The organism is Burkholderia sp. AU30198 (assembly GCF_020419825.1).
Classification (GTDB): domain Bacteria; phylum Pseudomonadota; class Gammaproteobacteria; order Burkholderiales; family Burkholderiaceae; genus Burkholderia.
This window is the reverse complement of sequence record NZ_JAIZSA010000002.1, coordinates 225,136-246,563: the sequence shown is the minus strand read 5'-3', so window position 1 is coordinate 246,563 and position 21,428 is coordinate 225,136. Positions and strand designations below refer to the sequence as shown.

Below are 21,428 nucleotides of genomic sequence, written 5' to 3'. Positions count from 1 at the left end.
CGATGCGCGGTTTCGACCTGGATCAGTTGCGTACTTTCGCGGCGGTCGCGGACGCCGGCAGCCTGACGGCCGCCGCGCCGCTGCTGCACCTGTCGCAGTCGACGGTCAGCGAGCAGGTGCGCAAGCTCGAATCGCGCGCCGGCGTGCCGCTGTTCGTGCGCAGCAAGCGCGGGGTCGAGCCGACCCCGGCCGGCTCGCGGCTGCTGCAGCACGCGCGGCGCATCGTCGCGCTGAACGAGGCCGCGTTCGACGAAGTGCGCGGGCAGGCGATCAAGGGCGAGCTGCGCGTCGCGATCACTGATTACTACCGGACCAACGAAGTCGCGGGCCTGCTCGCGCGGCTGCGGGAGTGCTACCCGCAACTGAGCCTGCACGTCAGCGCGATGAAGAGCGCCGATATCGAGGCCGCGCACGCGCGCGGGCAGGTCGATCTCGGCGTGGTGATGAACCTGTCGAGCGGGCCGTTCCGGCCGGCGTCGGCCGATACGCGCTGGGTGCTGCGGCGCGAGCCGCTGTCGTGGGTGGCATCGCCGGCGCTCGCCGAGCAGTTGCCCGAGCCGCTGCCGCTCGTGCTGCTGCCGGACGACTGCATGATGCATCAGGTCGCGGTGCGTTCGCTCGACGAGCAGCACACGCCGTACCGGCTCGTGCACAGCGCGTCGGGGGTCGCGGGGCTGCAGTCGATGCTGGCGGCGGGGCTCGGGGTGGGCTGCCTGTGCGCGTCGGCGATCGGCGACGGCATGATGCGGCTCGGCACGAAATACCGGCTGCCGCCGCTGCCCGACGCAGTGTTTTCGCTGACGCCGCCGATGCCCGGCGAACGCGAAACCGTCACGCAGGCGCGCGAGGTGCTGTCGCGGCAATTGCTGATGTAAAACCGGGCCGCACGACCAGCGGCGGCGCGTATCTGAGAGGCGCGCGAAGGAACAAGAAAATGAACGACGAACTGCAACGCCAGATGGCCGCGAAGCTGCAGGATGCGCTGGAGCGCGTGATCGACGAGCGCTCGTTGATCCATTTCCTGCGCGTGCTCGGGCACGACTGGAACAAGGAGCGGCAGCTCGAGGCCGACGTGCCGCCGTCGCCGTACGCGCGCGCCGCGCTCGGCTGGGAAAACCACTCGATCGGCGAGTACCTCGACGCGATGGTCGACTGGGCCGAGGCGTCGGAGGAAGGGCTGCGCTTCTACGACGTGCCCGACAATCCGTGGCGGCGCATGGCGGACATCCTGTTCGCCGGGAAGATCTACGAATAGCGCCGCTCGGGCGCTTCGTTCACTTCGCGCGTGTGCGCTGCCGCGAACCGTCTATTCGATGGCTTCGCCGTTCACGTACGCACGCAGCCCGTCAGCCAGCGCATCGAACACCGCGCGGCAGCGCGGGTTCGTCCGCAGGTCCTCGTGCATCACGACCCAGGTTTCCAGCTGCATCGCGGGCCCGTCGGGCAGCACGCGCACGAGCCGCGTGTCGCGTTTCGCGAGCCCGGTCTGGCAGAAGCCGATCCCGTAGCCGGCGCGGATCATCGCGAGCTGCGCGAGGCTGCTGTCGGTGCGCAGCGAGAACGCCTCGCGCTTCCACAGCGGCATGCTGCGGCCCACCGAGCGGATGAACGGTGTGACCGTATCGAAGCCGATCAGCGCGTGATGCGCGAGTTCGTCGGTCGTCGCGGGCGCGCCGTTGCGCGCCAGGTAGTCGTCGCGCGCAAACATCCCGACTTCGATTTCGCCGATGCGCCGTGCAATGAGCGCCTCCTGCGCGGGTGGCGCCATCCGGACCGCGATGTCGGCCTCGCGCTTGAGCACGTCCTGGATGCGGTCGGTCGGCACCAGTTCGATGACGAGCCCCGGATGGTTGCGCCGCAATTGCGCGAGCATCGGCGGCAGCACTTCGACGGCGATCACGTCGCTGGCGGAGATCCGCACGATGCCGCGCACGCCGGCGCCGTGGCTCGCGGCCGCGCGCTCGAACGCGGCCGCCGCGCTGCGCAGCGCCTCCGCATGGCCGCGCAGCGCGAGCGCCGCCTCGGTCGGCAGCAGGCCGGACGGCGAGCGCGTGAACAGCGTCTGGCCGAACCCGGCCTCGAGTGCCGCGACGTGGCGGCCGGCCGTTGGTTGCGTGATGCCGAGCGCGCGCGCCGCGCCGGACAGCGAACCCTCCGTCAGCACGGCGAGGAAGGTGCGGTAGCGTTCCCAGTTCAGATCGGTGGTCATGCATAAATGTATAGCCGATCGATCAGGTTCGGCAATTCCTTGATAACTGAAGGCGCGCCAGAATGCGTGTCATCACGGAAGTTCATTCAAGGAGAGCGGCAATGACGACCCACGCAGGCGGCACCCAACGACAGGCACTCGTGCTCGGCGCGAGCGGCGGGATTGGCGGGGAAGTCGCGCGGCAGTTGCGCGATGCGGGCTGGCAGGTGCGCGCGCTCAAGCGCGGGCTCGACGCCGAGGTCGTCGAGCGTGACGGCATCGCGTGGATGCGCGGCGACGCGATGGACCGCGACGCGGTCGTCCGGGCCGCGCGCGGCTGCAGCGTGATCGTGCATGCGGTGAATCCGCCCGGCTACCGGAACTGGGCCGGGCAGGTGCTGCCGATGATCGACAACACGATCGCGGCGGCGAAGGCGGAGCAGGCCACCGTCGTGCTGCCGGGCACCGTCTACAACTACGGTGCCGATGCGTTTCCGGTGCTGCACGAAGATGCGCCACAGCATCCGTCGACGCGCAAGGGCGCGATCCGCGTCGAGCTGGAGCGCCGGCTGCAGGATGCGGCCGCACTGGGCGTTCGCACGATCATCGTGCGCGCCGGCGATTTCTTCGGGCCGAAGCTCACCGGCAACAGCTGGTTTGCGGCCGGGTTCGTCAAGGCCGGAAAGCCGGTCGCGGCCATCAGCGTGCCGGGGCGGGACGGCATCGGGCATCAATGGTCGTATGTGCCGGATGCCGCGCGCACGATGGTCGAGCTGATCGAGCGGCGCGACTCGCTGGAGCCGTTCGCGCGTTTTCACCTCGGTGGCCATTGGGACGCGGACGGCACGCAGATGGCAGAGGCCGTGCGCCGCGTCGCGCAGCGGCACGGGCTGCGGCCGACGGTGCGTAAGTTCCCGTGGTGGTTCGTGTGGGCCGCGGCGCCGTTCGTCACGACGCTGCGCGAATTGCTCGAGATGCGCTACCTGTGGCGCGAATCGATCCGGCTCGACAACACACGGGTGACCGCGGTGCTCGGCCGCGAGCCGGTGACGCCGCTCGACACGGCGGTGGAGGCGACGCTGGCGGGGCTCGGGTGTCTCAAGTGAGCAACGGCGGTCGCGAACGCAAGCGCGTTCTGCTATGATCCGCGCTCCCTTCCTCGACGCTGCTGCAGGAAGGTACCCACGACCGCCGGAATGCCGGAGGTCGCGTCGTACCTTTTTCATTTCCAGCAGCGATGTCTACTCTTCCTCGCTTAAAAAAGGCCTTGCAACGGCAAGGCATCCATGTCGACTATCACGCCGGCATCTATCACCTGCGCAATGAACTGACGCAGGCGTCCGTCCTGTTGCCCGATGCGCTCCCGCTCGAGGAGAAGGCCGTTCAGCAGTTGCTCGCGTTCGCGGCCGTCCGTTCGCCGGATGGCCATCATGGTGTGTGCAAGGCCTGCGCGACGCCCGATTTTCATCCGGGCGGGGTCGCGCCGGTCGGCTCGATCGTCGCGACCGACGACGCGTTCGTGATTCCCGCCGCGATCGGCACCGATATCAACTGCGGGATGCGTCTCGTCACCACGGGCCTCAAGCGGTCGGCGCTCGCGCCGTTCGAGACGGCCCTCGTCGAGCGGCTGACACGCGCGATTCTCGCGGATCGCCGCGACGTGCCGGTCGCCAGTGACGCATTCCGCGCGCTGTTCGATGCGGGCCCGGCGGCATTCGTCGATCGCGTCGCGCCGCAGGGGCTCTGGCAGCACGTCGACCGCGACCGGCTCATCGACGAGCTGTCGGCGTGCATCGGCCTCGACCGGTTCGACGGCAGCGCGAAATATGCGCCGGACGCACACGTCGGGTCGCGCGAAGTATTCCGCGATCCTTGCCTCGGCACCCCCGGGGCGGGCAATCATTTCGTCGAACTGCAGGTGGTCGACGCCGTGTTCGACCGGCACGCGGCCTACCGTGCAGGGCTCGCGAAGGACGATGTCGTCGTGATGATCCACAGCGGGTCGCGCGATGTCGGTTTCTACGTCGGGCGCCGCTGGATGGACCGGGCGCGCGCGGCGTGGCCGGCGGGCGTCAGGCATCCGGAAAGCGGCCTGTACGGCCTGTCCGGCGAGCTGGCGCGCGAATACCTCGTCGCGATGGGCACGGCCGCGCGCTATGCGTGGCTCAACCGTGTCGTGCTGGCCGAGATGGTGCGCAAGGAGCTGGCGGAACTCACCGGCGAGACCGGCTCGGCACTCGTGGTCGACGTGCCGCACAACGTCGTGCTGCGTGAAAACGGGATGAACATCCATCGCAAGGGGGCGACGCCCGCCCGCGACGGCGATCTCGCGCTGATTCCCGGATCGATGGGCGATGCGTCGTTTCTCGCGACCGGGCTCGGCCATCCCGACTGGCTATGGTCATGCAGCCACGGTGCCGGCCGCAGCGTCCGCCGGCAGGCGGTGCGACGGATGCGCACGGAGCAGGCGCCGGGCACATGGCGCTGCGTCACGCTGCGCGACGAGCGTCGCATCGAGGAAGCGCCGGAAGCCTACAAGCCGATCGGGCCCGTGATCGACGCGCAGGAGCAGGCCGGCCTCATTCGCAGCGCGGTCCGGTTGAAGCCGTGGGTCACGTTCAAGGCGTGACGGACGGCGGCGCGCGTCCTGGCCGCCGTCATGGCTTGCGCCAGGACCGGGGGCCCGTCGTCCGCTTACCCGTGCCGCGGGCCGCGCCCGGGTACGGGGAAAGCGTCATGACGAACCGCGGAACCTGCGCGACAACAATTTTCCACATAACCGGGCGCGTCCGATGCGCATCATGGCGATCAACGTCGAAAAAGCGAAAACGGGGGCGCCATGTTGCATTTCGGATGGAAAGTGTCGGTTGTGGGGGCAATCATGTTCGCATTGAGCGGGTGCACCAACCTGGTTGGTGTGCTGTATTGCGGCAACTCGCAGTTCAACTTCCCGGACTATCACTGCTTTTAGCCGTACCAGCGAGGGCACACGAGGCGACAGACAGCGGTCGTGCCCGTGTGCCGCGCGATGGCTCGTTGCCCGTCACGCGACGACCGGCAACACCTCCACCGCATAGCGGTGCCGAAGACTGCGCCCGAGCACCGGATCGTACAGTTCCATCTCGAACGCATCGCCGTCGCCCATCGCCGCGATCGGGCCATGCACGGCGACCGTGCCGCCATACATCGCGCCGCGCGCGGGCATCTTGCGGCGGTCGTCGAAGCGCTGCCACAGCACGTCGGGCGTGAGCAGGCCGCTCACCGCGCCGTGCTGGTAGGCCGTCCGCTCGCCATCGCGCGCGATCAGCCATGCACGCATCTCGATCGCATCCCAGTGATCCGCGACTTCCGCGTAAAGCCACGCGTCGCGGCCGAGCGGTTTCGCGCACACCTGCTTCGACACCGCGACGCCGTAGGCTTCGACCTCGCGATCCGTATGATCGGAGCCGACGGTCACGAGCGTGCCGGCCGGGCTGTCGACCAGCACGCACTCGATCTCGCCGCCCGAGCGCGTGCCGAGCACGCCGATCGACGGCGCCTGCGTGAGCAGTGCGGCCGACACGCGATAGAAGCAGGGCGTGGTCGATGGTGGCGCGACGCCGAGCGCCGCGAGTTCGTCGATATGTGCCTGGATCGCGACCGGATCGCGGCCGGCCCAGCCGGCGATCACGACGCGCTCGATCTCGACGTCGACGGCGGCCGGCGTGCCGTGCCGGGAAATCACGTTGAACGACAGGGTTGGCATGCGGGTATCCGTTTGAAGTGCGAAGGAATGAATCGGCTGGCGGCGACGGTCAGTCCGCGAGCGGCTTGTGCGCGGTTTCGCGCGCGGCGAGCAGCGCGATCGACGTGACGACGAGTGCGGCGGCGACATACAGCGATACGGCCGTCGTCGTGCCCGTCTGCCGGAACAGCGCGGCGATCACGAGTGGCGCGAAGCCGCCGCCGACGATGCCGGCAAGCGTGTACGCGAGCGACGAGCCCGCATAGCGCACGCGGGTCGGGAACTGTTCGGTCACGAACGCACCCTGCGGGCCGTACATCACCGCATGGATCACGAGGCCGATCGCGACGGCCGCGACGATCGCGCCCGGGCGTGCCGAATCGAGCAGCGTGAAGAACACGAACGCCCACACGATGCCGGCGAGCGCACCGGCGAGATACACGGGCCGGCGGCCGAAACGGTCCGACAGCGCACCGAAGAACGGCACCGCGAGCGCGTTGCAGGCCGTGCCGATCATCACGGCCGTCAGGGCGACGGGGCGCGACAGGTGCAGCACCGTCGTCACGTAGGTCAGCGTGAACACGACGATCAGCGCATACAGCACGTCCGAGCCGATCCGTGAACCGCCCGCGATCAGCAGGCGCTTCCAGTGGTACTTCAGCACGTCGGCGACGGGCACCTCGGCGGTCGCGTGCGATTCGGCGAGTTGCTCGAACTGCGGCGTTTCGTCGACGCCGCGCCGCAGCCAGAAGCCGAACACGACGAGCAGCGCGCTGGCCGCGAACGGCACGCGCCAGCCCCACGACAGGAAGTCGCCCGATGTGGTCGACAGCGTCACGAGCGCGATGCAGCCGGTGCCGAGCAGCGTGCCGAACGACGGGCCGATCTGCGTCCACGAAGCGGACAGCCCGCGCCGTTTCTGGTCGCCGTGCTCGACCGACAGCAGCACCGCGCCGGCCCATTCGCCGCCGAGCGCGACACCCTGCACGAAGCGCAGCGCGACGAGCAGGATCGGGCTCAGGATGCCGGCCTGCGCGTAGGTCGGCAGCGCGCCCATCAGCGCGGTGGTCACGCCCATCAGCACGAGCGTGAGCATCAGCACCGCGCGGCGGCCGATGCGGTCGCCGAGATTGCCGAACACGAAGCCGCCGAGCGGGCGCGATACGTAGCCGACCGCATAGGTCGAGAACGCGAGGATCGTGCCGGCCAGCGGGTCGACCGACGGAAAGAACAGATGATTGAAGACGAGCGCGGCGAGCGTGTTGTAGATCGTGAAGTCGTACCACTCGAGCGACGTGCCGATCATGCTCGCGGTCGCGAGTCGGCTGTTGCGGACGCGGCGGGGCGCGTGGGCGGCGGGCTGGGCGAGAGTGCTCATGGTGTCGGGCATGTCGTGACGAAGGACGGGATGAGGCGCCGGGCGCGATGCGCGGGTGTGCAGCGCGCCTGCGATGCGGCCGGCGTGGGTGATCAGGCCGGCAGGGCAGCGGCGGCAGCGGGCTCGGTTTCGACGTTGCCGCGCACCTCATGCAACGGCGCGGCGGCGCGCCACAGCAGGTCGAAGGTGCGCACGTCGTCATGTCCGGCGAGCGTGGCGGCCACGCGCCGCGTCGTGGCCGCATCGCTGCCTTCGATCAGCACGAGTGCATCGGCGGCCGGGCGGGTAGCCGCATCGGTGCCGATCGGCGCGGAGAGATCAGGCGCGGTGCGAAAGAGCCGCGCGGCGTGGATGCCCGGTTCGTGCAGCACGTCGTCGAAGCGCTCGCGCAGCTGCGGCACGTCGATGCGATCTGGCGGCAGCACGAACAGCGCGAGATGCGCGCCTTCGCCGTCACCCGCCTCGATCGTCAGTTCTCCGACGCGCCGCTGCGTACCCCTCATGCGCTCGAAGTTCGCGAGCGACCAGGCGGTCTGCTGCGTGAACGCGCGCCGGTAAGCGTCACCGCGGAACACGTCGAGCGCGTCCGTCACGTACAGCGCGAGATACTTGCGCGGGCCGCGATCGGTCGCACGAAAGCGCCGCGCATGCGTGAAGCCGGGAATTGCGACGCGTTCCTGCATGTGCTCGCGGTCGTACCACGCGTTGAAATCGGCTTCGTGCGCGGGGTCGATATCCGTCCAGACGCAAAGTTGGCCGTGCGGAAGGGAAAGGCGGGTCATCGCGGGGTTCCTCGTGACGGGGGTATGTCAGGAACCGCAGTGTCCCGAAGACGGGCCACGCCCGTCCAACAAGAAAACAAATTCGCGGTGAACAGGTTTTCTTATGAGCGGCGCGGGCGGCGTTTTGCGGAGGGCGTGGCGGGCGGGGCGGATGGCGTCGTGCGCTTTGCTTTCGCCGGCGCCGTGGCTTTTGTTTTCTTCGCGGGACGGGCGGGTGTTTTGTCCACGCTATCGGGCGTGGCGGGTGCCGCCGCCTTCGCGTGGCTCGCGGCGGCCGACATCGCGCGCGCGACTTCGCTGGCCAGTTCCGCGATGCGCGCCGCCACCGGCTGGCCCTGGCTGCGGTACGTCGCGACGAGCGGCAGCGCGGGGAATTCGGGTTCGACGTCGAGCAGTTCGAGCGCGCCTTCGTGCAGCTCGCGCCCGATGATCGCGGGCGGCAATGCGGCCACGCCGAAGCCGTCGGCGACGAGGCGGATCATCGCGGCGACCGACGTGATGCAGTTGATGCTCGCCGGCCGCTCGACGGCCGCGAACAGCCGCTCGATCGTCGCGTGCGGCCCCGAGTGGCGCGAGAAGCTGATGATCGGGAATTCGGCCAGGCGCGCGACGTCGAGCGGCTGGCCGCCGAGGCCGAAGCGCGGGCTGGCCGCCCAGCGCACCGGGAATTCGCACAGCGGCAGGTTCGTGAAATCGGGGCCGGGCACCGGGTCGGTCTGCAGGATCAGGTCGACGCCGTCGGTGCTGAGCAGACGGATCAGGTGCAGCGTCGTGTCGCTCGTGATCTCGACGTCGAGGCGCGGATAGCGCTCGCGCAGTTGCGCCATCAGCGCGGGGAACCAGCTGTGCACGATCGATTCGATCACGCCGATCCGGATCAGGCCCGCGTCGCTCGCCGCATCGATGTCGCGACGCATTTCGCCGTCGAGCCGCACGATCCGCTCCGCGTACGCGAGCATGCGTCGTCCCGCTGGCGTGAGCGTGGCCGAGCGCGTGTTGCGGTCGAACAGGCGCACGTCGAACGCTTCCTCGAGCGATGCGATGCGGCTCGACACGGCGGCCTGCGTCGTGTGCAGTTTTTCGGCCGTGAGCCGGAAGTTTTCCAGCTTCGCGAGCCAGACGAAGGTTTCAAGAAACCGGATGTTCATCGAGGTCCGAACGGTGAGGCGATGCCGGGCGGGGCGGCGGGATCGGTCGATGGTAGCGGATTTTCCGGGGCGGGAAACGGGCGGGCGGTGCGGTGCGGGCGGCGGCCGCGGCGTGCGCGCGGGCGGGCGGTGGAGGGCAGGAGGACGTGCGCGAACCGCCGCCCGCGACGCGGGCGTCACGCGAGCGGCGTACCCGCGTGCATCAAAGCTTGTCGAATGCAAGCGTCGGCACGTCGACGACCATCGCGCCGCCGTCCGCGACGAGCGTTGCGCCGGTCACGAACGATGCGTCCGGCGACGCGAGGAACGCGCACACGGCCGCAATCTCGTCCGGGTCGGCCGCGCGCCGCAGCGGCACGTCGGCGCTGACGCGCGCATACGCGCCGTCGAGCGTGTCGCCGTGCGCCGACATCAGCGGTGCCATCTCAGCATCGGCCATCGGCGTGCGGACCCAGCCGGGGCACACCGCGTTCGCCCGCACGCCGTGCGGCCCGTAGTCGCGTGCGAGCGACCGCGCGAGCCCGAGCAGCGCGTGCTTGCCGACCGTATAGCCGCACACGCCGGGCCCGGCCGCGAGCGCGGCGATCGACGCGACCAGCACGATGCTGCCGCGCTGCGCGATCAGGTCCGGCAGGCATGCGCGCGCGCTGACGAACGCGGTGTCGAGGTTCGCGTGCATCGCGTCGCGCCACTGCGTGTCGTCGGTTTCGTCCGCGCGACCGAGCCCGTGGCCGCCCGCGCATGCGACGAGCGCATCGACGCGGCCGAAGCGTTCGGCGATCTGCGGCAGGAAGCGGGCCCAGTCGGCGGCGCTCGCGGCATCGCCGGCCAGCGCGAGGCCGCCCGTTTCGGCGGCCAGCGCGTCGAGCGGCGCCTGACGCCGCCCGATCAGCACGACGCGATCGCCGCGACTGACGAAGCGGCGCGCGCACGCGGCGCCGATACCGGTGCCCGCGCCGGTGATCGCGATCGTGCGGGGTGGCTGGTGTGTCATGTCGTGCTCCGGAAAGGTGTCGTTTCCGGTCACTGTAGGTGGCGCCGACGAGCGCCGGTATCAGCCGAAAGGATGAATGCGGGCGGCACCCGGCCGGCCGAATCGGTCGCGGGCCATTTTGCAAAGGCTGACGATGTCCGGTGCCGAATCACTCTATCCTCCACATTTTTGCGATAAGTCACGAAAGCCCGGCAGAATAGCGCGGGCGGGCCGCGCATCGACGCGCGGCGCATCGGCCGGCCGATTCCGTCGTGCGAGCGGAGCGGCAGGCCGGCGATCCCGGCAGGGCGCGCACCCGGCGCGCGGGCGTTGCAGCGGCCGAGGATCGCGCCACGACAACTTATCTCCCGGTTGCGCGCTCGCGCGCCGGATCATCGACAAGAACAGGGAGGGCCGGCGATGAGGCTGGACGACGAAAGGGAAAGCACGAACGTCGAGGATCGCCGCGGCGCCGGCGGGTTCGGCGGCGGGCGCGGTGCGACGATCGGCATCGGCACGATCGTGGTTGCGTTCGCCGCGTCGTATTTCTTCGGGATCGACCCGCGCGTGATACTCGAAGGCGCATCGGCGCTGCAGGGCCGCCAGCAGCAGGCGCAGCCCGCGCCCGCGCAGCGGCAGGGCGCGGCGGCGAACGAGGCGGGCGCGGTATTTACGCGCAAGGTGCTCGGCAATATCGAGCGCACGTGGACGGGCGTGTTCAATACCCAGTTGCATGCGCAATACCAGCCGCCGACGCTCGTGATGTTCAAGAACTCGACGCCGACCGCATGCGGCACGGGGCAGACCGCGATGGGGCCGTTCTATTGCCCGGGCGACCGCAAGGTGTACATCGATCTCGGTTTCTACGACGAACTGCGCACGCGTTTCGGCGCGGGCGGCGACTTCGCGCAGGCTTACGTGATCGCGCACGAAGTCGGCCATCACGTGCAGAACCTGCTCGGCATTTCCGACAAGGTCGACGCCGCGCGCCGGCGGGCGAGCCAGGCGCATTCGAACGCGCTGTCGGTGCGGATGGAGTTGCAGGCCGACTGCTTTGCCGGCGTATGGGCGAACAACGCGCAGCGCGCGAACCAGCGGCTGATGGAACCGGGCGATTTCGAGCAGGGGCTGAAGGCCGCCGCCGCGATCGGCGACGACCGGCTGCAGCAGCAAGGGCAGGGCTATGTCGTCCCGGAAAGCTTCACGCACGGCACCAGCGACCAGCGCGTGTACTGGCTGCGGCGCGGGATGGAATCGGGCCAGCTGAGCGCCTGCGACACGTTCGCCGCGAACGCGCGCTGACGCGAGGGCGCGCCCGTCGCGCGCCAGTATCGTCCCGGCCGAACCCGCGATGCCGGCCGGGCCGGGACGATTTGCCGATTTGTGCTCACTGGCGCTTTTCGGCGCCGGTAGGCTGGCCCGAACTTCGATCTTCGATACGTTCCCCGCCCGCCGATTCCACCATGCCGACCCCATCCGTTCCCGCCGACCCGGCCGCCGCCGACTGGTCACGCGCGCTGCGCGCGTGCGTGGACGCGTTCGATGCGTTCGCGAGCCCGTCCGCGATCGTGTTCTACCGGCTCGACCAGAGCGGCGAGCCGGCGGATTTCGAGCTGTTCGGGATGCCGGAATCGATGCATCGCACCTATGTCGCGCGCTACCGGATGCTCGATCCGCTGCATCCGTCGCGCTGCGCGGCGGGCGAACGCGCGGTCGTCACGCTCGCCTCCCAATTGCCTGACGAAAGGCGCGACGCGTCCGCGTACTGGACCCGTTTCCTGCGACGGCACGACGTGGCCGACGTCGTCGAGATCTGGCTGCGCGATGCGGGCCGGACGGTCGGCGCGTTCTCGCTGCTGCGCTTCGGGAACGGTGAAACGGGCGGCGTGGCCGGCAACAGCACGGCCGGGCGGTTCGCACCCGGCGAGATCGATGCGCTCGCGCGGCTGCAGCCGGTGGCCGAAGCCGCGCTGAGCCCGCTGCTGCGCGCGCGGCGCGGAATCCACCGGATCGCCTGCGAGGAGCGGCTGACCTACCGCGAGGAGCAGATCGCACGCCTCGTGCGCGACGGCCGCTCGAACAAGGAGATCGCGCGCGATCTCGCGCTCGGCCAGCCGACCGTCAAGACGCACCTGATGCGCATGTACCGCAAGCTCGGCGTGTCGAACCGCACCGAACTGGTGGGGGCGTTGTTCCTGTAATTCATCGGATAATTGCGATCCGGAATTCGAACCTTTCGCGATCGCCGATTCATGAATATCAAAGCCAAGGCGCTGCTGGCCGTGCTGCTCGTGTTGCTGGGTGTCTCCACTGCCTCGACAGCGTTTGCGCAAGAGAGCGAACCCGATTCGTGCGTCGTACTGCCTCCGACCCGGATGCTGGCCGATGATGTTGGCGTGGCCGATGCCGATCTCGGCGACGGATGGCTCGCACTGGCGCCGGACGGCCATCGCTGGAAGCTCGCGCCGGCACGCATCCGGCTCGAGCCGGTGCAACCGGACGGCGAAGTCGTCGACGTCACGTCCGACGTAAAAAATGCCGTTGCGCTGTTGCGTTGCAAATCGCTCAGGCAGGGCCGGGTCGACGCGGCGAACCTGGCGTTCCCGAACGGTGGAAGGGTGATCGAACCCGGCCCCGAACCGCTGCGCTTCGCGTTTCACGGCCGCCGGTACGCGTTGCGCTACACCGCATCCGGTGGGGTGATTGCCGACGGTGATGGCAAGCGGTCGGTCCTTTATGATTTCGGCGGCAGCACGCCGCCGTTTCGCGTGACCCTGATCTGGGCGGGCGATCTCGATCGCGACGGCCAATTGGACTTCCTGATCGAATTCGGCAGTGAAATCGGCAGTAATTTCTGCCTGTTCCGGTCGGGCAATGCCAAGGAAAACGAACAGGTCGGCCCCGCAAGTTGCCTGGACGTCAGCGGCTGACCGGCAAGACGCCCGCGCCACCCACCCATTTCGCAAGCCTGATCGGTCGAACCGAACCGAACCGGTCGGCTCGCTGCCGCTGCAAGCGTTCTGCTCGCGGGTTCCCGCCGTCGTGCAGTACCATGCGCGATCGTCGTTTCGATAACAACCTGGGGCCGGGAACATGGACGTCACGATCATTGCAGTTGCGCTTGTGGTCGCCGCCTTGAGCATTGCACTGCCGATTTTCATCGTCAGGACCGTGAGAAGCGGGATCTACGATTCGCTGTACTTCCTGATTCCGCTGGCGCTCGGCATCTACTGGCTGGATTACCAGGCGTACGACTTCCTTGCGTCGATGGGGCACGGCTTCAGAAACTAGCATTGCAATGACCGGGCATCAGCCCGGTAGCGGAGCGGGCATGCCTGCTCCGGTCGAGCACGCCGGCCGGTCTGCTCGCGCGATACCGAGCCGGCGTCCGGTCTCGGCACTCGACCCATCACCGCGGGGTTCGAACCCGCCCCCCTCAGCGCCCACGCGCTGCCAATTTGCGCTCACCGGGCGCGAACCCTCGTCGATACAGTGGAACGACGCCCGCGTGCCCATGCGCACGCGGTCCAGCCACGACAATCCTCGAGACGCCCATGAGCACCACGAATTTCGTCGCCGTCAGCGACACCGTGCGCACCTTCGTTGCGCGCGATTTCGGCCTCTTCATCGACGGTGAAATGCAGCCCGCCCACGCGGCCGCTCGGCTCGACGTGTACGACCCCGCGACGGGCGAGCGGCTCGCGACGGTCGCGGACGCCGACGAACGCGACGTCGACCGCGCGGTCGCCAGCGCGAAGCGCGCATTCGACACCCGCGTGTGGCGCGGCCTGCGCCCGGCCGACCGCGAACGCATCCTGCTGAAACTCGCCGACCTGATCGAAGCCGACGCCGAAACGCTCGCGCAGCTCGAAACGCTGAACCAGGGCAAGTCGATCCACGTGTCGCGCGCGATCGAGGTCGGCGCGAGCGTCGAATACGTGCGCTACATGGCCGGCTGGGCGACCAAGATCACCGGCCAGACGCTCGACGTGTCGATCCCGTTCCCGCCCGGCGCGCGCTATACGGCCTATACGCGCAAGGAGCCGGTCGGCGTGGTCGCCGCGATCGTGCCGTGGAATTTCCCGCTGATGATCGCGGTGTGGAAGCTGATCCCCGCGCTCGCGGCCGGCTGCACGATCGTGCTGAAGCCGTCGCCGGAAACGCCGCTCACCGCGCTGCGCCTGGCCGAGCTCGCGCTCGAAGCCGGCGTGCCGCCCGGCGTGTTCAACGTCGTCACCGGCGGCCGCGTGTGCGGCGCCGCGCTTTCGAGCCATCCGTCGATCGCGAAGATCTCGTTCACGGGCTCGACCGCGACCGGCAAGCTGGTCGGCGCGGCGGCCGTGCAGAACATGACGCGCTTCTCGCTCGAGCTCGGCGGCAAGAACCCGATCGTGATGCTCGACGACATCGACGTCGCGCAGGCGCTCGACGGCGTCGCCGCCGGCGCGTTCTTCAACCAGGGGCAGGTGTGCGCGGCCGCGTCGCGCATCTATGTGCATCGCAGCAAGTTCGCGCAGCTCGCCGACGGCCTCGCGGGCATCGCGCAGTCGATGAAGCTCGGCGCCGGCCTCGACACGACCGCGCAGATCAACCCGCTGGTGTCCGCGCACCATCGCGACAAGGTCGTCCAGCACATCGAAGGCGCGCGCCGCGCGGGCCTCACGTTCCTCGCGGGCGGCACGCCGGCCGACGACCTGCCCGGCTACTACGTGAAGCCGGCCGTGATCGCCGATCCGCATCCGGACAGCGCGATCGTGCGCGACGAAGTGTTCGGCCCGGTGATCGTCGTCGTGCCGTTCGACGACGCGGCCGATGCGGTGCGCCTCGCGAACGCGTCGCCGTACGGCCTTGCCGCGAGCCTCTGGAGCAACGACCTGAAGCGCGTGATGAATCTCGTGCCGCAGATCGAGGCCGGCACCGTGTGGGTGAACTGCCATATCCCGCTCGACCCGTCGATGCCGTTCGGCGGCTACAAGCAATCGGGCATCGGCCGCGAATTCGGCCAGTACGCGATCGAAGGCTTCACCGAAACCAAATCCGTCTGCATCGCGCACTGACGCGCGGCATGAACCCCGAATCCGGAGCCTGAAAGACTCCGGTACAAACGATCCGACAGTGGAGACTGCAATGAGCTACAACGAAGCGAAATTCTGGCACCCGATGCTGCACCCGAACGAAATGAAGCAGCGCAAACCGATCCGCATCGTGCGCGGCGACGGCTGCTACGTGTTCGATGACGAGGGCCGCAAGCTCGTCGACGGCGTCGCGGGCCTGTGGAACGTGAACGTCGGCCACAACCGCCAGGAAGTGAAGGACGCGATCGTGCGCCAGCTCGACGAGCTCGAATACTTCCAGCTGTTCGACGGCATTTCGCATCCGCGTGCAGAGGAGCTGTCGAAGAAGGTGATCGACATGCTCGAACCGGAAGGGATGCGCCGCGTGCTGTACAGCTCGGGCGGCTCCGATTCGATCGAGACCGCGCTGAAGATCGCGCGCCAGTACTGGAAGGTGCGCGGCCAGGCCGACCGCACGAAGTTCATCTCGCTGAAGCAGGGCTATCACGGCACGCACTTCGGCGGCGCGTCGGTGAACGGCAACACGGTGTTCCGCCGCAACTACGAGCCGAACCTGCCCGGCTGCTTCCATGTCGAGACGCCGTGGCTGTACCGCAACCCGTTCACGCAGGATCCGGAGGAACTCGGCCGGATCTGCGCGGAAATGCTGGAACGCGAGATCCAGTTCCAGAGCCCCGACACGGTCGCCGCGTTCATCGCGGAGCCGATCCAGGGCGCGGGCGGCGTGATCGTGCCGCCGGCCAACTACTGGCCGCTCGTGCGCGAGGTGTGCGACCGTTACGGCGTGCTGCTGATCGCCGACGAGGTCGTGACGGGCTTCGGCCGCAGCGGCAGTATGTTCGGCAGCCGCGGCTGGGGCGTGCGCCCGGACATCATGTGTCTCGCGAAGGGGATCTCGTCGGGCTACGTGCCGCTCGGCGCGACGGTCGTGAACGCGCGGATCGAGGACGCGTTCGCCGCGAATGCCGACTTCGGGGGCGCGATCATGCACGGCTACACGTATGCGGGCCACCCGGTCGCCTGCGCGGCCGCGATCGCGAGCCTCGACATCGTCGTGAAGGAAGACCTGCCGGCGAACGCGGCGAAGCAGGGCGCGTATCTGCTCGAAGCGTTGAAGCCGTTTGCGGAACGCTTCGCGGCGGTCGGCGAAGTGCGTGGCAAGGGGCTGATGCTCGCGCTCGACCTCGTCGCGAACAAGGACACGCGCGAGCCGATCGACCCGCTGTCGGGCTACGCGAACGCGGTCGCGGAAGTCGCGCGCGAGAACGGCGTGCTGGTGCGCCCGGTCGGCACGAAGATCATCCTGTCGCCGCCGCTCGTGATCCAGCGCGAGCAGCTCGACCGGATCGTCGACGCGCTCGCGGCAGGCTTCGAGGCCGTGCCGTTCGCGTGATGGCGTGATCGCGTGACGGTACGCCGGCGGCGGGCAGCGCGGCTGTCGCCGGTTTGCCGATTTGCGCTATGACCGGATTATTTTGCCTGCGTATTTTTTCGACATCGGATCGAGGTGTGATCGACAGGGGGCCCGGGGATCGAAGCGCTGAAGCGCCGCCCCGGGCCGACCGCAATGCCATGGAACCCTGGCCGCCGACGAAGCGGCGGCCAGGGTCGACACAGGAAGGAGACAAGGATGTCGGGATGGTCAGGAGTTACCGGCGCAGCGGGCGACACGCCCGCCGGCACGCCGGCTGAAGCGGGTGGCGGCACGGCGCTGAACGCGGGTGCGGTCGGTTTTCCGACCGCGCTGGCGAGCGCCGTCGGCCTCATCATGGCAAGCCCGGTGATTCTCACCGCGACGTCGGGCTTCGGGATGGGCGGCTGGGCGTTCGCGGTCGCGATGATCATCGCGTTCGTGATGATGCAGGCGCAGGCGACGACCTTCTCCGAAGCCGCCGCGATGCTGCCGACGGCCGGCTCGGTTTACGATTACCTGTCGTGCGGGCTCGGCCGCTTCTGGGCGATCACCGGCACGATCTCCGCGTATTTCCTCGTGCACGTATTCGCCGGCACGGCGGAAACGATCCTGAGCGGCATCATGGCGCTCGTCAATTTCGAATCGCTGAATGCCGCGTTCGAGAAGCACAACAGCTCGTGGCTCGTCGGCGTCGGCCTCGTCGTCACGTTCGCGATCACCAACATCATCGGCATCAAGGTGTTCAGCAAGCTCGAGATCGTGCTGACGGCCGGCATGTGGCTGTCGCTGATGATCTTCGGGATCCTCGGGCTCGCGGCCGCGCCGGCCGTGCATCTCGACGGCTGGTTCGGCGGCTCGGAAGTCGGCACGTCGGTGCCGGCCGTGCTGTCGCTGGTCGGGATGGCGATGTTCATGTTCGTCGGCTGCGAGTTCGTCACACCGCTTGCGCCGGAAATGAAGTCGCCGGGCAAGACGATTCCACGCGCGATGGCGCTGGGCCTCGTCGGCGTCGCGATCTGCATGTTCCTGTACGGCGCGGCGATCCGCCGCCAGGTCGCGAACGTGCCGGTCAGCCCCGACGGTCTCACGCACCTGCTCGACACGCCGGGCGCGATTCCCGCGTTCGCGCTGCAGGTGCTTGGGCCGTTCGGCCGCGTGTGGTTCGGCATCGCGTTCCTGTGTGCGGGCGCCGCGACGATCAACACGCTGATGGCCGGGCTGCCGCGCATCCTGTACGGGATGGCGATCGACGGCGCGCTGCCGCGCTGCTTCGCGTACCTGCATCCGCGCTTCAAGACGCCCGTGGTCGGCATCGTCGCGGCGGCGATCGTGCCGATCTTCCACGCGTGGCTGATCAACGGCAATCTCGACAGCATCCTGCACCTCGTGCTCGCCGCGACCTGCGCGTGGGGCACCGCGTACCTGCTCGTCACCGCGTCGGTCGTGATGCTGCGGATTCGCCGCCCGGACCTGCCGCGCCCGTACCGTTCGCCGCTGTTCCCGCTGCCGCAGATCGTGTCGAGCGTCGGCATCATCCTGGCGATCTGGTACATCACGCCGCCGGGCGTGAACGCGCGCGACATCTACGTGCCGTTCGGCGCGATGCTCGGGCTCACCGCGCTGTACGCGCTGTTCTGGACGCTCGTCGTGCAGCGCCGGCATCCGTTCAAGCCGGTGCCGGTCGAGGAAGTGCTGCGCAACGAGCACGTCGCATCGTGAAGATCACGCTCGCCCGCTGGCGCGCGGCGCCCGATGCGCCGCCGCCCGGCCATCGGCCCGGTGCGATCGCCGCGCGCGTGCTGACCGACCTGCGCGCCGAGCGTGATGCCGACGGGGCCGTTGGTCTGACGGCCCGGCTGCCGAACGGCGTGCGCGTGAGCGTGGATGAGCGGATCGACCGCCAGTTCCTGATGCATACGGTCAGCGTGAAGGTGGCGGCAACCGCGTGCGGCCCCGCCGTGCAGGGCAGTGCGCGCGTGCGGCAGACCGGCTGGCTGCGCTGCACGGGCATCGACGCGCTGGCCGCGCCGGGATGTGCCCCCGGATTCGCCGACACGCTGGCCGAGCTGGTTGCCGAGCCGTCGCTGGCCGACGCGCTGCGGCCGCTGCACCTGACCGATTGCACGATCGACGCGCGCGACGGCCGCTGGACGCTCGCGATCGTGCCGTTCGGCGGCAGCGAGGTCGTGAACCGGATGCCGTCGTTCCGCCGCTACGTCCGGCTGACGGGCGAGCAGGCCGCCGCGCTGTCGGCGGCCTGTCTTGCGTTCGAAACCGCACTGCGCAGGATTTTGCACGGGTAAGCTGTGGCGTTGCGCGCCGGGCGAATCCGGCAGCCGCGTTTAAGGGTTTCACCGGAGATGCCGATGCTGTTCCAGTCACGCTCACACGAAGACGTGCACGATCACGGGCTCGCGATCGCGGGCTGGCATCAGGTCTATCGCCAGATGACGCCGGGCCGCTTCAAGGGCACCGTCACGCAGGTGCTGTACGACGATTTCCACTTCTTCCGCGAAACGACCAACCGGCGTGTCGCGCAAACCGGGCTCGCGCCGGCCGGGCGCACGTCGCTCGCGGTGCCGCTGTCGGTGCCGCTCGCGGGCACGTTCCAGGGCCAGCCGGTCGACGGCTACGCGCTGCTCGCGCTGCGTGCCGGCGAGGATTTCGAATTCCACACGCCGGAAGGAATGGGGCTCGTCGGAATCAGTGCGGCGTCCGACATGGTCGACGAGCTGTGCGAAGCCGAATTCGGCGCATCCGGCGCGCGCAAGCTGCGCCACGTGACGCGGCTGTCCGACGAGCAGGGCGTCGCGCTCGGCGTGCGGCTGTCGGCGCTGATCGACGAGGCGCAGCGCAACCCGGGCCACCTCGAATACGCGGCCACCCGCAAGATGTTCCGCGACGCGATGCTCGGCATGTTCCTCGATGCGCTCGAGCAGGGCATCGGCGTCGAGCGCCGCGACATCACGCACGCCACCTACAGCGACATCGTGAGCCGTTGCGAGAAGCATCTGCGCGACCGGCCCGAGGAACCCGTCACCGTGCTCGAACTGTGCCGTGCGCTGCGCTGCAGCCGCCGCACGCTGCAAACGAGCTTTCAGCGCGTGGCCGACGTCACGCCGGTCGGCTATCTGCGCACGATCCGGCTGAACGCGGTGCGCCGCATGCTGCGCACGACGTCGGTGCAGCAGCTCGGTGTCGGCGAGGCCGCCGCGAGCTGGGGTTTCACGCACCTCGGCTATTTCGCGCGCGAGTATCGCGACCTGTTCGGCGAGCTGCCGTCCCAGACGACCCGCCCCGAATGACGCACGCGCACTGCGACGGCGCCGCCGGGCAACGTCGCGGGCAACGCGTGCGACTGTTTGCCGATTTGCGATAGAGGTCCTGAATTTTCGCTGGATAGAGTCCTGTCACCCATATCGATAACCCCATCGATCTGCACTGCGAATCGATGACAAAAGAGGGGCGGGACATGAAGATCGGACGACGACTGGCCGCGGCTGCGGCTACGCTGGGTTGCATGCACGCACACGCGCAGACCTCGGGCAGCGTGACGCTGTACGGCACGGTGGACACCGGCATCATCTACTCGACGAACCAGCAGTTCACGCGCGCCGACGGCAGCACAGGCGGCGGCCATGCGTGGCAGATGGGCGGCGGCAACCTCGTGCCGTCGCGCTTCGGCTTCCAGGGTGCCGAACCGCTCGGCGGCGGGCTCAATGCGGTGTTCACGCTCGAGCAGCAGTTCCTGTCGGCGAACGGGCAGGCGCTGCAGGGCGGCACGGCCTTCAGCCGGCAGGCGTGGGTCGGGCTGCGCCAGGACGGGATCGGCACGCTCGGCCTCGGCCGCCAATATGACTCGTACACGGACATGCTCGGCGCGTACGTGTCGAGCAACAACTGGGCGACGCCTTACGGCTCGCACCTCGGCGACGTCGACAACCTGAACGCCGCGTTCAACTTCAACAATGCGGTGAAGTTCACCAGCGCCGATTTCAACGGCCTCACGTTCGGCGGCACGTTCAGCTTCGGTGGCCAGGCCGGCGATTTCTCCGCGAAGCGCGGCTATGCGGTGGCCGCGACGTACACGCGCGCGCCGGTCGCGTTCTCGGTCGGCTACCTCGACCTGCACCAGCCGCTCGACGCGGCGCTCGGCGGCGCGAGCGGCTATATCGGCGATTTCGCGTGCAGCAACCCGGGCGCGATGTACTGCCTGCTGCAGGATGCCGGCTCGATGCGCGCGTTCGGCGCGGGCGGGTCGGTCACGTTCGGCGATGCGACGATCGCGCTTACCTATACGCATACGCGCCTCGGCGACAGCCGCTATTTCTCGACCGCCGCGCAGCCGCGCACGCAGGCGTTCACGTTCGATATCGGCGAATTGAACGCCACCTACATGTTCACGCCCGCGCTGCAGGGCGGCGTCGCCTATATCTTCAACGCCGCGCATACCGACGGGCGAGGCACGACGCGGTTCCACCAGGTGAACGTCGGCACGAACTACAGCCTGTCGAAGCGCACGGCGCTGTATGCGGTCGCGATCGGCCAGATCTCGAGCGGGAAGGGGCTCGGCACCGATGCGGACGGCAACGCGGTGAACTACGCACAGATTCCGGTGCTCGCGAACAGCAACTCGAGCCGGCAACTGGCGGTGATGGCGGGTATTCGCGTGAATTTTTGAGCGCGGGGCACGGGGCACGGGACACGGCGCGCGGAACGCGGGCAGCCATCGGCGTGCAACGGGTG

At 68.8% G+C, this 21,428-nt stretch carries 20 protein-coding genes; 14 read left to right on the top strand and 6 right to left on the bottom strand.

Annotation, left to right across the window (positions count from 1 at the left end; all coding sequences use genetic code 11):
• Positions 1 to 2 precede the first annotated feature (2 nt).
• Positions 3 to 875 (top strand): LysR family transcriptional regulator, encoded by an 873-nt coding sequence (locus LGN19_RS06665; RefSeq protein WP_122949569.1) that lies wholly within the window; start codon positions 3 to 5, stop codon positions 873 to 875.
• Between the two features lie 59 nt (positions 876 to 934).
• Positions 935 to 1,255, top strand: coding sequence for a hypothetical protein (locus LGN19_RS06660; protein ID WP_174960631.1), 321 nt, complete (start codon positions 935 to 937; stop codon positions 1,253 to 1,255).
• Between the two features lie 51 nt (positions 1,256 to 1,306).
• Here LGN19_RS06660 and LGN19_RS06655 read toward each other — a convergent pair whose 3' ends face one another.
• Positions 1,307 to 2,209, bottom strand: a complete 903-nt coding sequence (locus tag LGN19_RS06655; RefSeq protein WP_226213660.1) for a LysR family transcriptional regulator — start codon at positions 2,207 to 2,209, stop codon at positions 1,307 to 1,309.
• Positions 2,210 to 2,310: 101 nt separating this feature from the next.
• Between LGN19_RS06655 and LGN19_RS06650 the strand changes: the two genes are divergently transcribed.
• Positions 2,311 to 3,294, top strand: a complete 984-nt coding sequence (locus LGN19_RS06650; RefSeq protein ID WP_226213659.1) for an NAD-dependent epimerase/dehydratase family protein — start codon at positions 2,311 to 2,313, stop codon at positions 3,292 to 3,294.
• 131 nt (positions 3,295 to 3,425) lie between these two features.
• Positions 3,426 to 4,817 carry an RtcB family protein gene (locus LGN19_RS06645; protein WP_175220246.1) on the top strand — a complete coding sequence of 464 codons (1,392 nt, stop codon included), beginning with the start codon at positions 3,426 to 3,428 and terminating at the stop codon, positions 4,815 to 4,817.
• Between the two features lie 414 nt (positions 4,818 to 5,231).
• On the opposite strand, the gene LGN19_RS06640 is transcribed toward LGN19_RS06645, so the two are convergent.
• From LGN19_RS06640 to LGN19_RS06620, 5 genes are all read right to left on the bottom strand, one after another.
• Positions 5,232 to 5,933 carry a DUF2848 domain-containing protein gene (locus tag LGN19_RS06640; protein ID WP_226213657.1) on the bottom strand — a complete coding sequence of 234 codons (702 nt, stop codon included), beginning with the start codon at positions 5,931 to 5,933 and terminating at the stop codon, positions 5,232 to 5,234.
• Positions 5,934 to 5,982: 49 nt separating this feature from the next.
• Positions 5,983 to 7,302, bottom strand: coding sequence for an MFS transporter (locus LGN19_RS06635; protein WP_226213656.1), 1,320 nt, complete (start codon positions 7,300 to 7,302; stop codon positions 5,983 to 5,985).
• Between the two features lie 80 nt (positions 7,303 to 7,382).
• Positions 7,383 to 8,072 (bottom strand): DUF4286 family protein, encoded by a 690-nt coding sequence (locus LGN19_RS06630; protein WP_226213655.1) that lies wholly within the window; start codon positions 8,070 to 8,072, stop codon positions 7,383 to 7,385.
• A 101-nt stretch (positions 8,073 to 8,173) separates the two neighbouring features.
• Positions 8,174 to 9,220, bottom strand: a complete 1,047-nt coding sequence (locus LGN19_RS06625; protein ID WP_226213654.1) for a LysR family transcriptional regulator — start codon at positions 9,218 to 9,220, stop codon at positions 8,174 to 8,176.
• A gap of 202 nt (positions 9,221 to 9,422) precedes the next feature.
• Positions 9,423 to 10,214, bottom strand: a complete 792-nt coding sequence (locus LGN19_RS06620; protein ID WP_226213653.1) for an SDR family NAD(P)-dependent oxidoreductase — start codon at positions 10,212 to 10,214, stop codon at positions 9,423 to 9,425.
• A gap of 399 nt (positions 10,215 to 10,613) precedes the next feature.
• On the opposite strand from LGN19_RS06620, the gene LGN19_RS06615 reads away from it, so the two are divergent.
• From LGN19_RS06615 to LGN19_RS06570, 10 genes are all read left to right on the top strand, one after another.
• Positions 10,614 to 11,495: a neutral zinc metallopeptidase gene (locus LGN19_RS06615; protein WP_175220256.1), complete on the top strand. Its 882-nt coding sequence runs from the start codon at positions 10,614 to 10,616 to the stop codon at positions 11,493 to 11,495.
• Between the two features lie 161 nt (positions 11,496 to 11,656).
• A complete protein-coding gene (locus LGN19_RS06610) occupies positions 11,657 to 12,394 on the top strand; it encodes a helix-turn-helix transcriptional regulator (protein WP_174960612.1) in 738 nt (245 codons plus the stop codon).
• 51 nt (positions 12,395 to 12,445) lie between these two features.
• Positions 12,446 to 13,123, top strand: coding sequence for a hypothetical protein (locus tag LGN19_RS06605; protein ID WP_226213652.1), 678 nt, complete (start codon positions 12,446 to 12,448; stop codon positions 13,121 to 13,123).
• 163 nt (positions 13,124 to 13,286) lie between these two features.
• On the top strand, positions 13,287 to 13,484 hold the full coding sequence (locus LGN19_RS06600) for a hypothetical protein (RefSeq protein WP_122947576.1): 198 nt from the start codon (positions 13,287 to 13,289) through the stop codon (positions 13,482 to 13,484).
• A 263-nt stretch (positions 13,485 to 13,747) separates the two neighbouring features.
• The gene (locus LGN19_RS06595; protein ID WP_226213651.1) at positions 13,748 to 15,250 is read left to right on the top strand and encodes an aldehyde dehydrogenase family protein; all 1,503 of its coding nucleotides are present in this window, start codon (positions 13,748 to 13,750) and stop codon (positions 15,248 to 15,250) included.
• A 70-nt stretch (positions 15,251 to 15,320) separates the two neighbouring features.
• Positions 15,321 to 16,661 (top strand): aspartate aminotransferase family protein, encoded by a 1,341-nt coding sequence (locus LGN19_RS06590; RefSeq protein WP_226213650.1) that lies wholly within the window; start codon positions 15,321 to 15,323, stop codon positions 16,659 to 16,661.
• A 237-nt stretch (positions 16,662 to 16,898) separates the two neighbouring features.
• The gene (locus tag LGN19_RS06585) at positions 16,899 to 18,401 is read left to right on the top strand and encodes an APC family permease (RefSeq protein WP_226213649.1); all 1,503 of its coding nucleotides are present in this window, start codon (positions 16,899 to 16,901) and stop codon (positions 18,399 to 18,401) included.
• On the top strand, positions 18,398 to 18,985 hold the full coding sequence (locus tag LGN19_RS06580) for a DUF3156 family protein (RefSeq protein WP_226213648.1): 588 nt from the start codon (positions 18,398 to 18,400) through the stop codon (positions 18,983 to 18,985). Before LGN19_RS06585 ends, LGN19_RS06580 begins: the two co-directional genes overlap by 4 nt.
• A gap of 63 nt (positions 18,986 to 19,048) precedes the next feature.
• Entirely contained in the window at positions 19,049 to 19,987 is a 939-nt protein-coding gene (locus LGN19_RS06575) for a helix-turn-helix domain-containing protein (RefSeq protein WP_122949567.1), read from the top strand.
• 167 nt (positions 19,988 to 20,154) lie between these two features.
• Positions 20,155 to 21,363 (top strand): porin, encoded by a 1,209-nt coding sequence (locus tag LGN19_RS06570; protein WP_043179800.1) that lies wholly within the window; start codon positions 20,155 to 20,157, stop codon positions 21,361 to 21,363.
• Positions 21,364 to 21,428 lie beyond the last annotated feature (65 nt).

Coding starts and splice junctions, on each gene's coding strand:
- LGN19_RS06665 (WP_122949569.1), top strand. CDS start 3: ATGCGCGGTTTCGACCTGGATCAGTTGCGTACTTTCGCGGCGGTCGCG.
- LGN19_RS06660 (WP_174960631.1), top strand. CDS start 935: ATGAACGACGAACTGCAACGCCAGATGGCCGCGAAGCTGCAGGATGCG.
- LGN19_RS06655 (WP_226213660.1), bottom strand. CDS start 2,209: ATGACCACCGATCTGAACTGGGAACGCTACCGCACCTTCCTCGCCGTG.
- LGN19_RS06650 (WP_226213659.1), top strand. CDS start 2,311: ATGACGACCCACGCAGGCGGCACCCAACGACAGGCACTCGTGCTCGGC.
- LGN19_RS06645 (WP_175220246.1), top strand. CDS start 3,426: ATGTCTACTCTTCCTCGCTTAAAAAAGGCCTTGCAACGGCAAGGCATC.
- LGN19_RS06640 (WP_226213657.1), bottom strand. CDS start 5,933: ATGCCAACCCTGTCGTTCAACGTGATTTCCCGGCACGGCACGCCGGCC.
- LGN19_RS06635 (WP_226213656.1), bottom strand. CDS start 7,302: ATGCCCGACACCATGAGCACTCTCGCCCAGCCCGCCGCCCACGCGCCC.
- LGN19_RS06630 (WP_226213655.1), bottom strand. CDS start 8,072: ATGACCCGCCTTTCCCTTCCGCACGGCCAACTTTGCGTCTGGACGGAT.
- LGN19_RS06625 (WP_226213654.1), bottom strand. CDS start 9,220: ATGAACATCCGGTTTCTTGAAACCTTCGTCTGGCTCGCGAAGCTGGAA.
- LGN19_RS06620 (WP_226213653.1), bottom strand. CDS start 10,214: ATGACACACCAGCCACCCCGCACGATCGCGATCACCGGCGCGGGCACC.
- LGN19_RS06615 (WP_175220256.1), top strand. CDS start 10,614: ATGAGGCTGGACGACGAAAGGGAAAGCACGAACGTCGAGGATCGCCGC.
- LGN19_RS06610 (WP_174960612.1), top strand. CDS start 11,657: ATGCCGACCCCATCCGTTCCCGCCGACCCGGCCGCCGCCGACTGGTCA.
- LGN19_RS06605 (WP_226213652.1), top strand. CDS start 12,446: ATGAATATCAAAGCCAAGGCGCTGCTGGCCGTGCTGCTCGTGTTGCTG.
- LGN19_RS06600 (WP_122947576.1), top strand. CDS start 13,287: ATGGACGTCACGATCATTGCAGTTGCGCTTGTGGTCGCCGCCTTGAGC.
- LGN19_RS06595 (WP_226213651.1), top strand. CDS start 13,748: ATGAGCACCACGAATTTCGTCGCCGTCAGCGACACCGTGCGCACCTTC.
- LGN19_RS06590 (WP_226213650.1), top strand. CDS start 15,321: ATGAGCTACAACGAAGCGAAATTCTGGCACCCGATGCTGCACCCGAAC.
- LGN19_RS06585 (WP_226213649.1), top strand. CDS start 16,899: ATGTCGGGATGGTCAGGAGTTACCGGCGCAGCGGGCGACACGCCCGCC.
- LGN19_RS06575 (WP_122949567.1), top strand. CDS start 19,049: ATGCTGTTCCAGTCACGCTCACACGAAGACGTGCACGATCACGGGCTC.
- LGN19_RS06570 (WP_043179800.1), top strand. CDS start 20,155: ATGAAGATCGGACGACGACTGGCCGCGGCTGCGGCTACGCTGGGTTGC.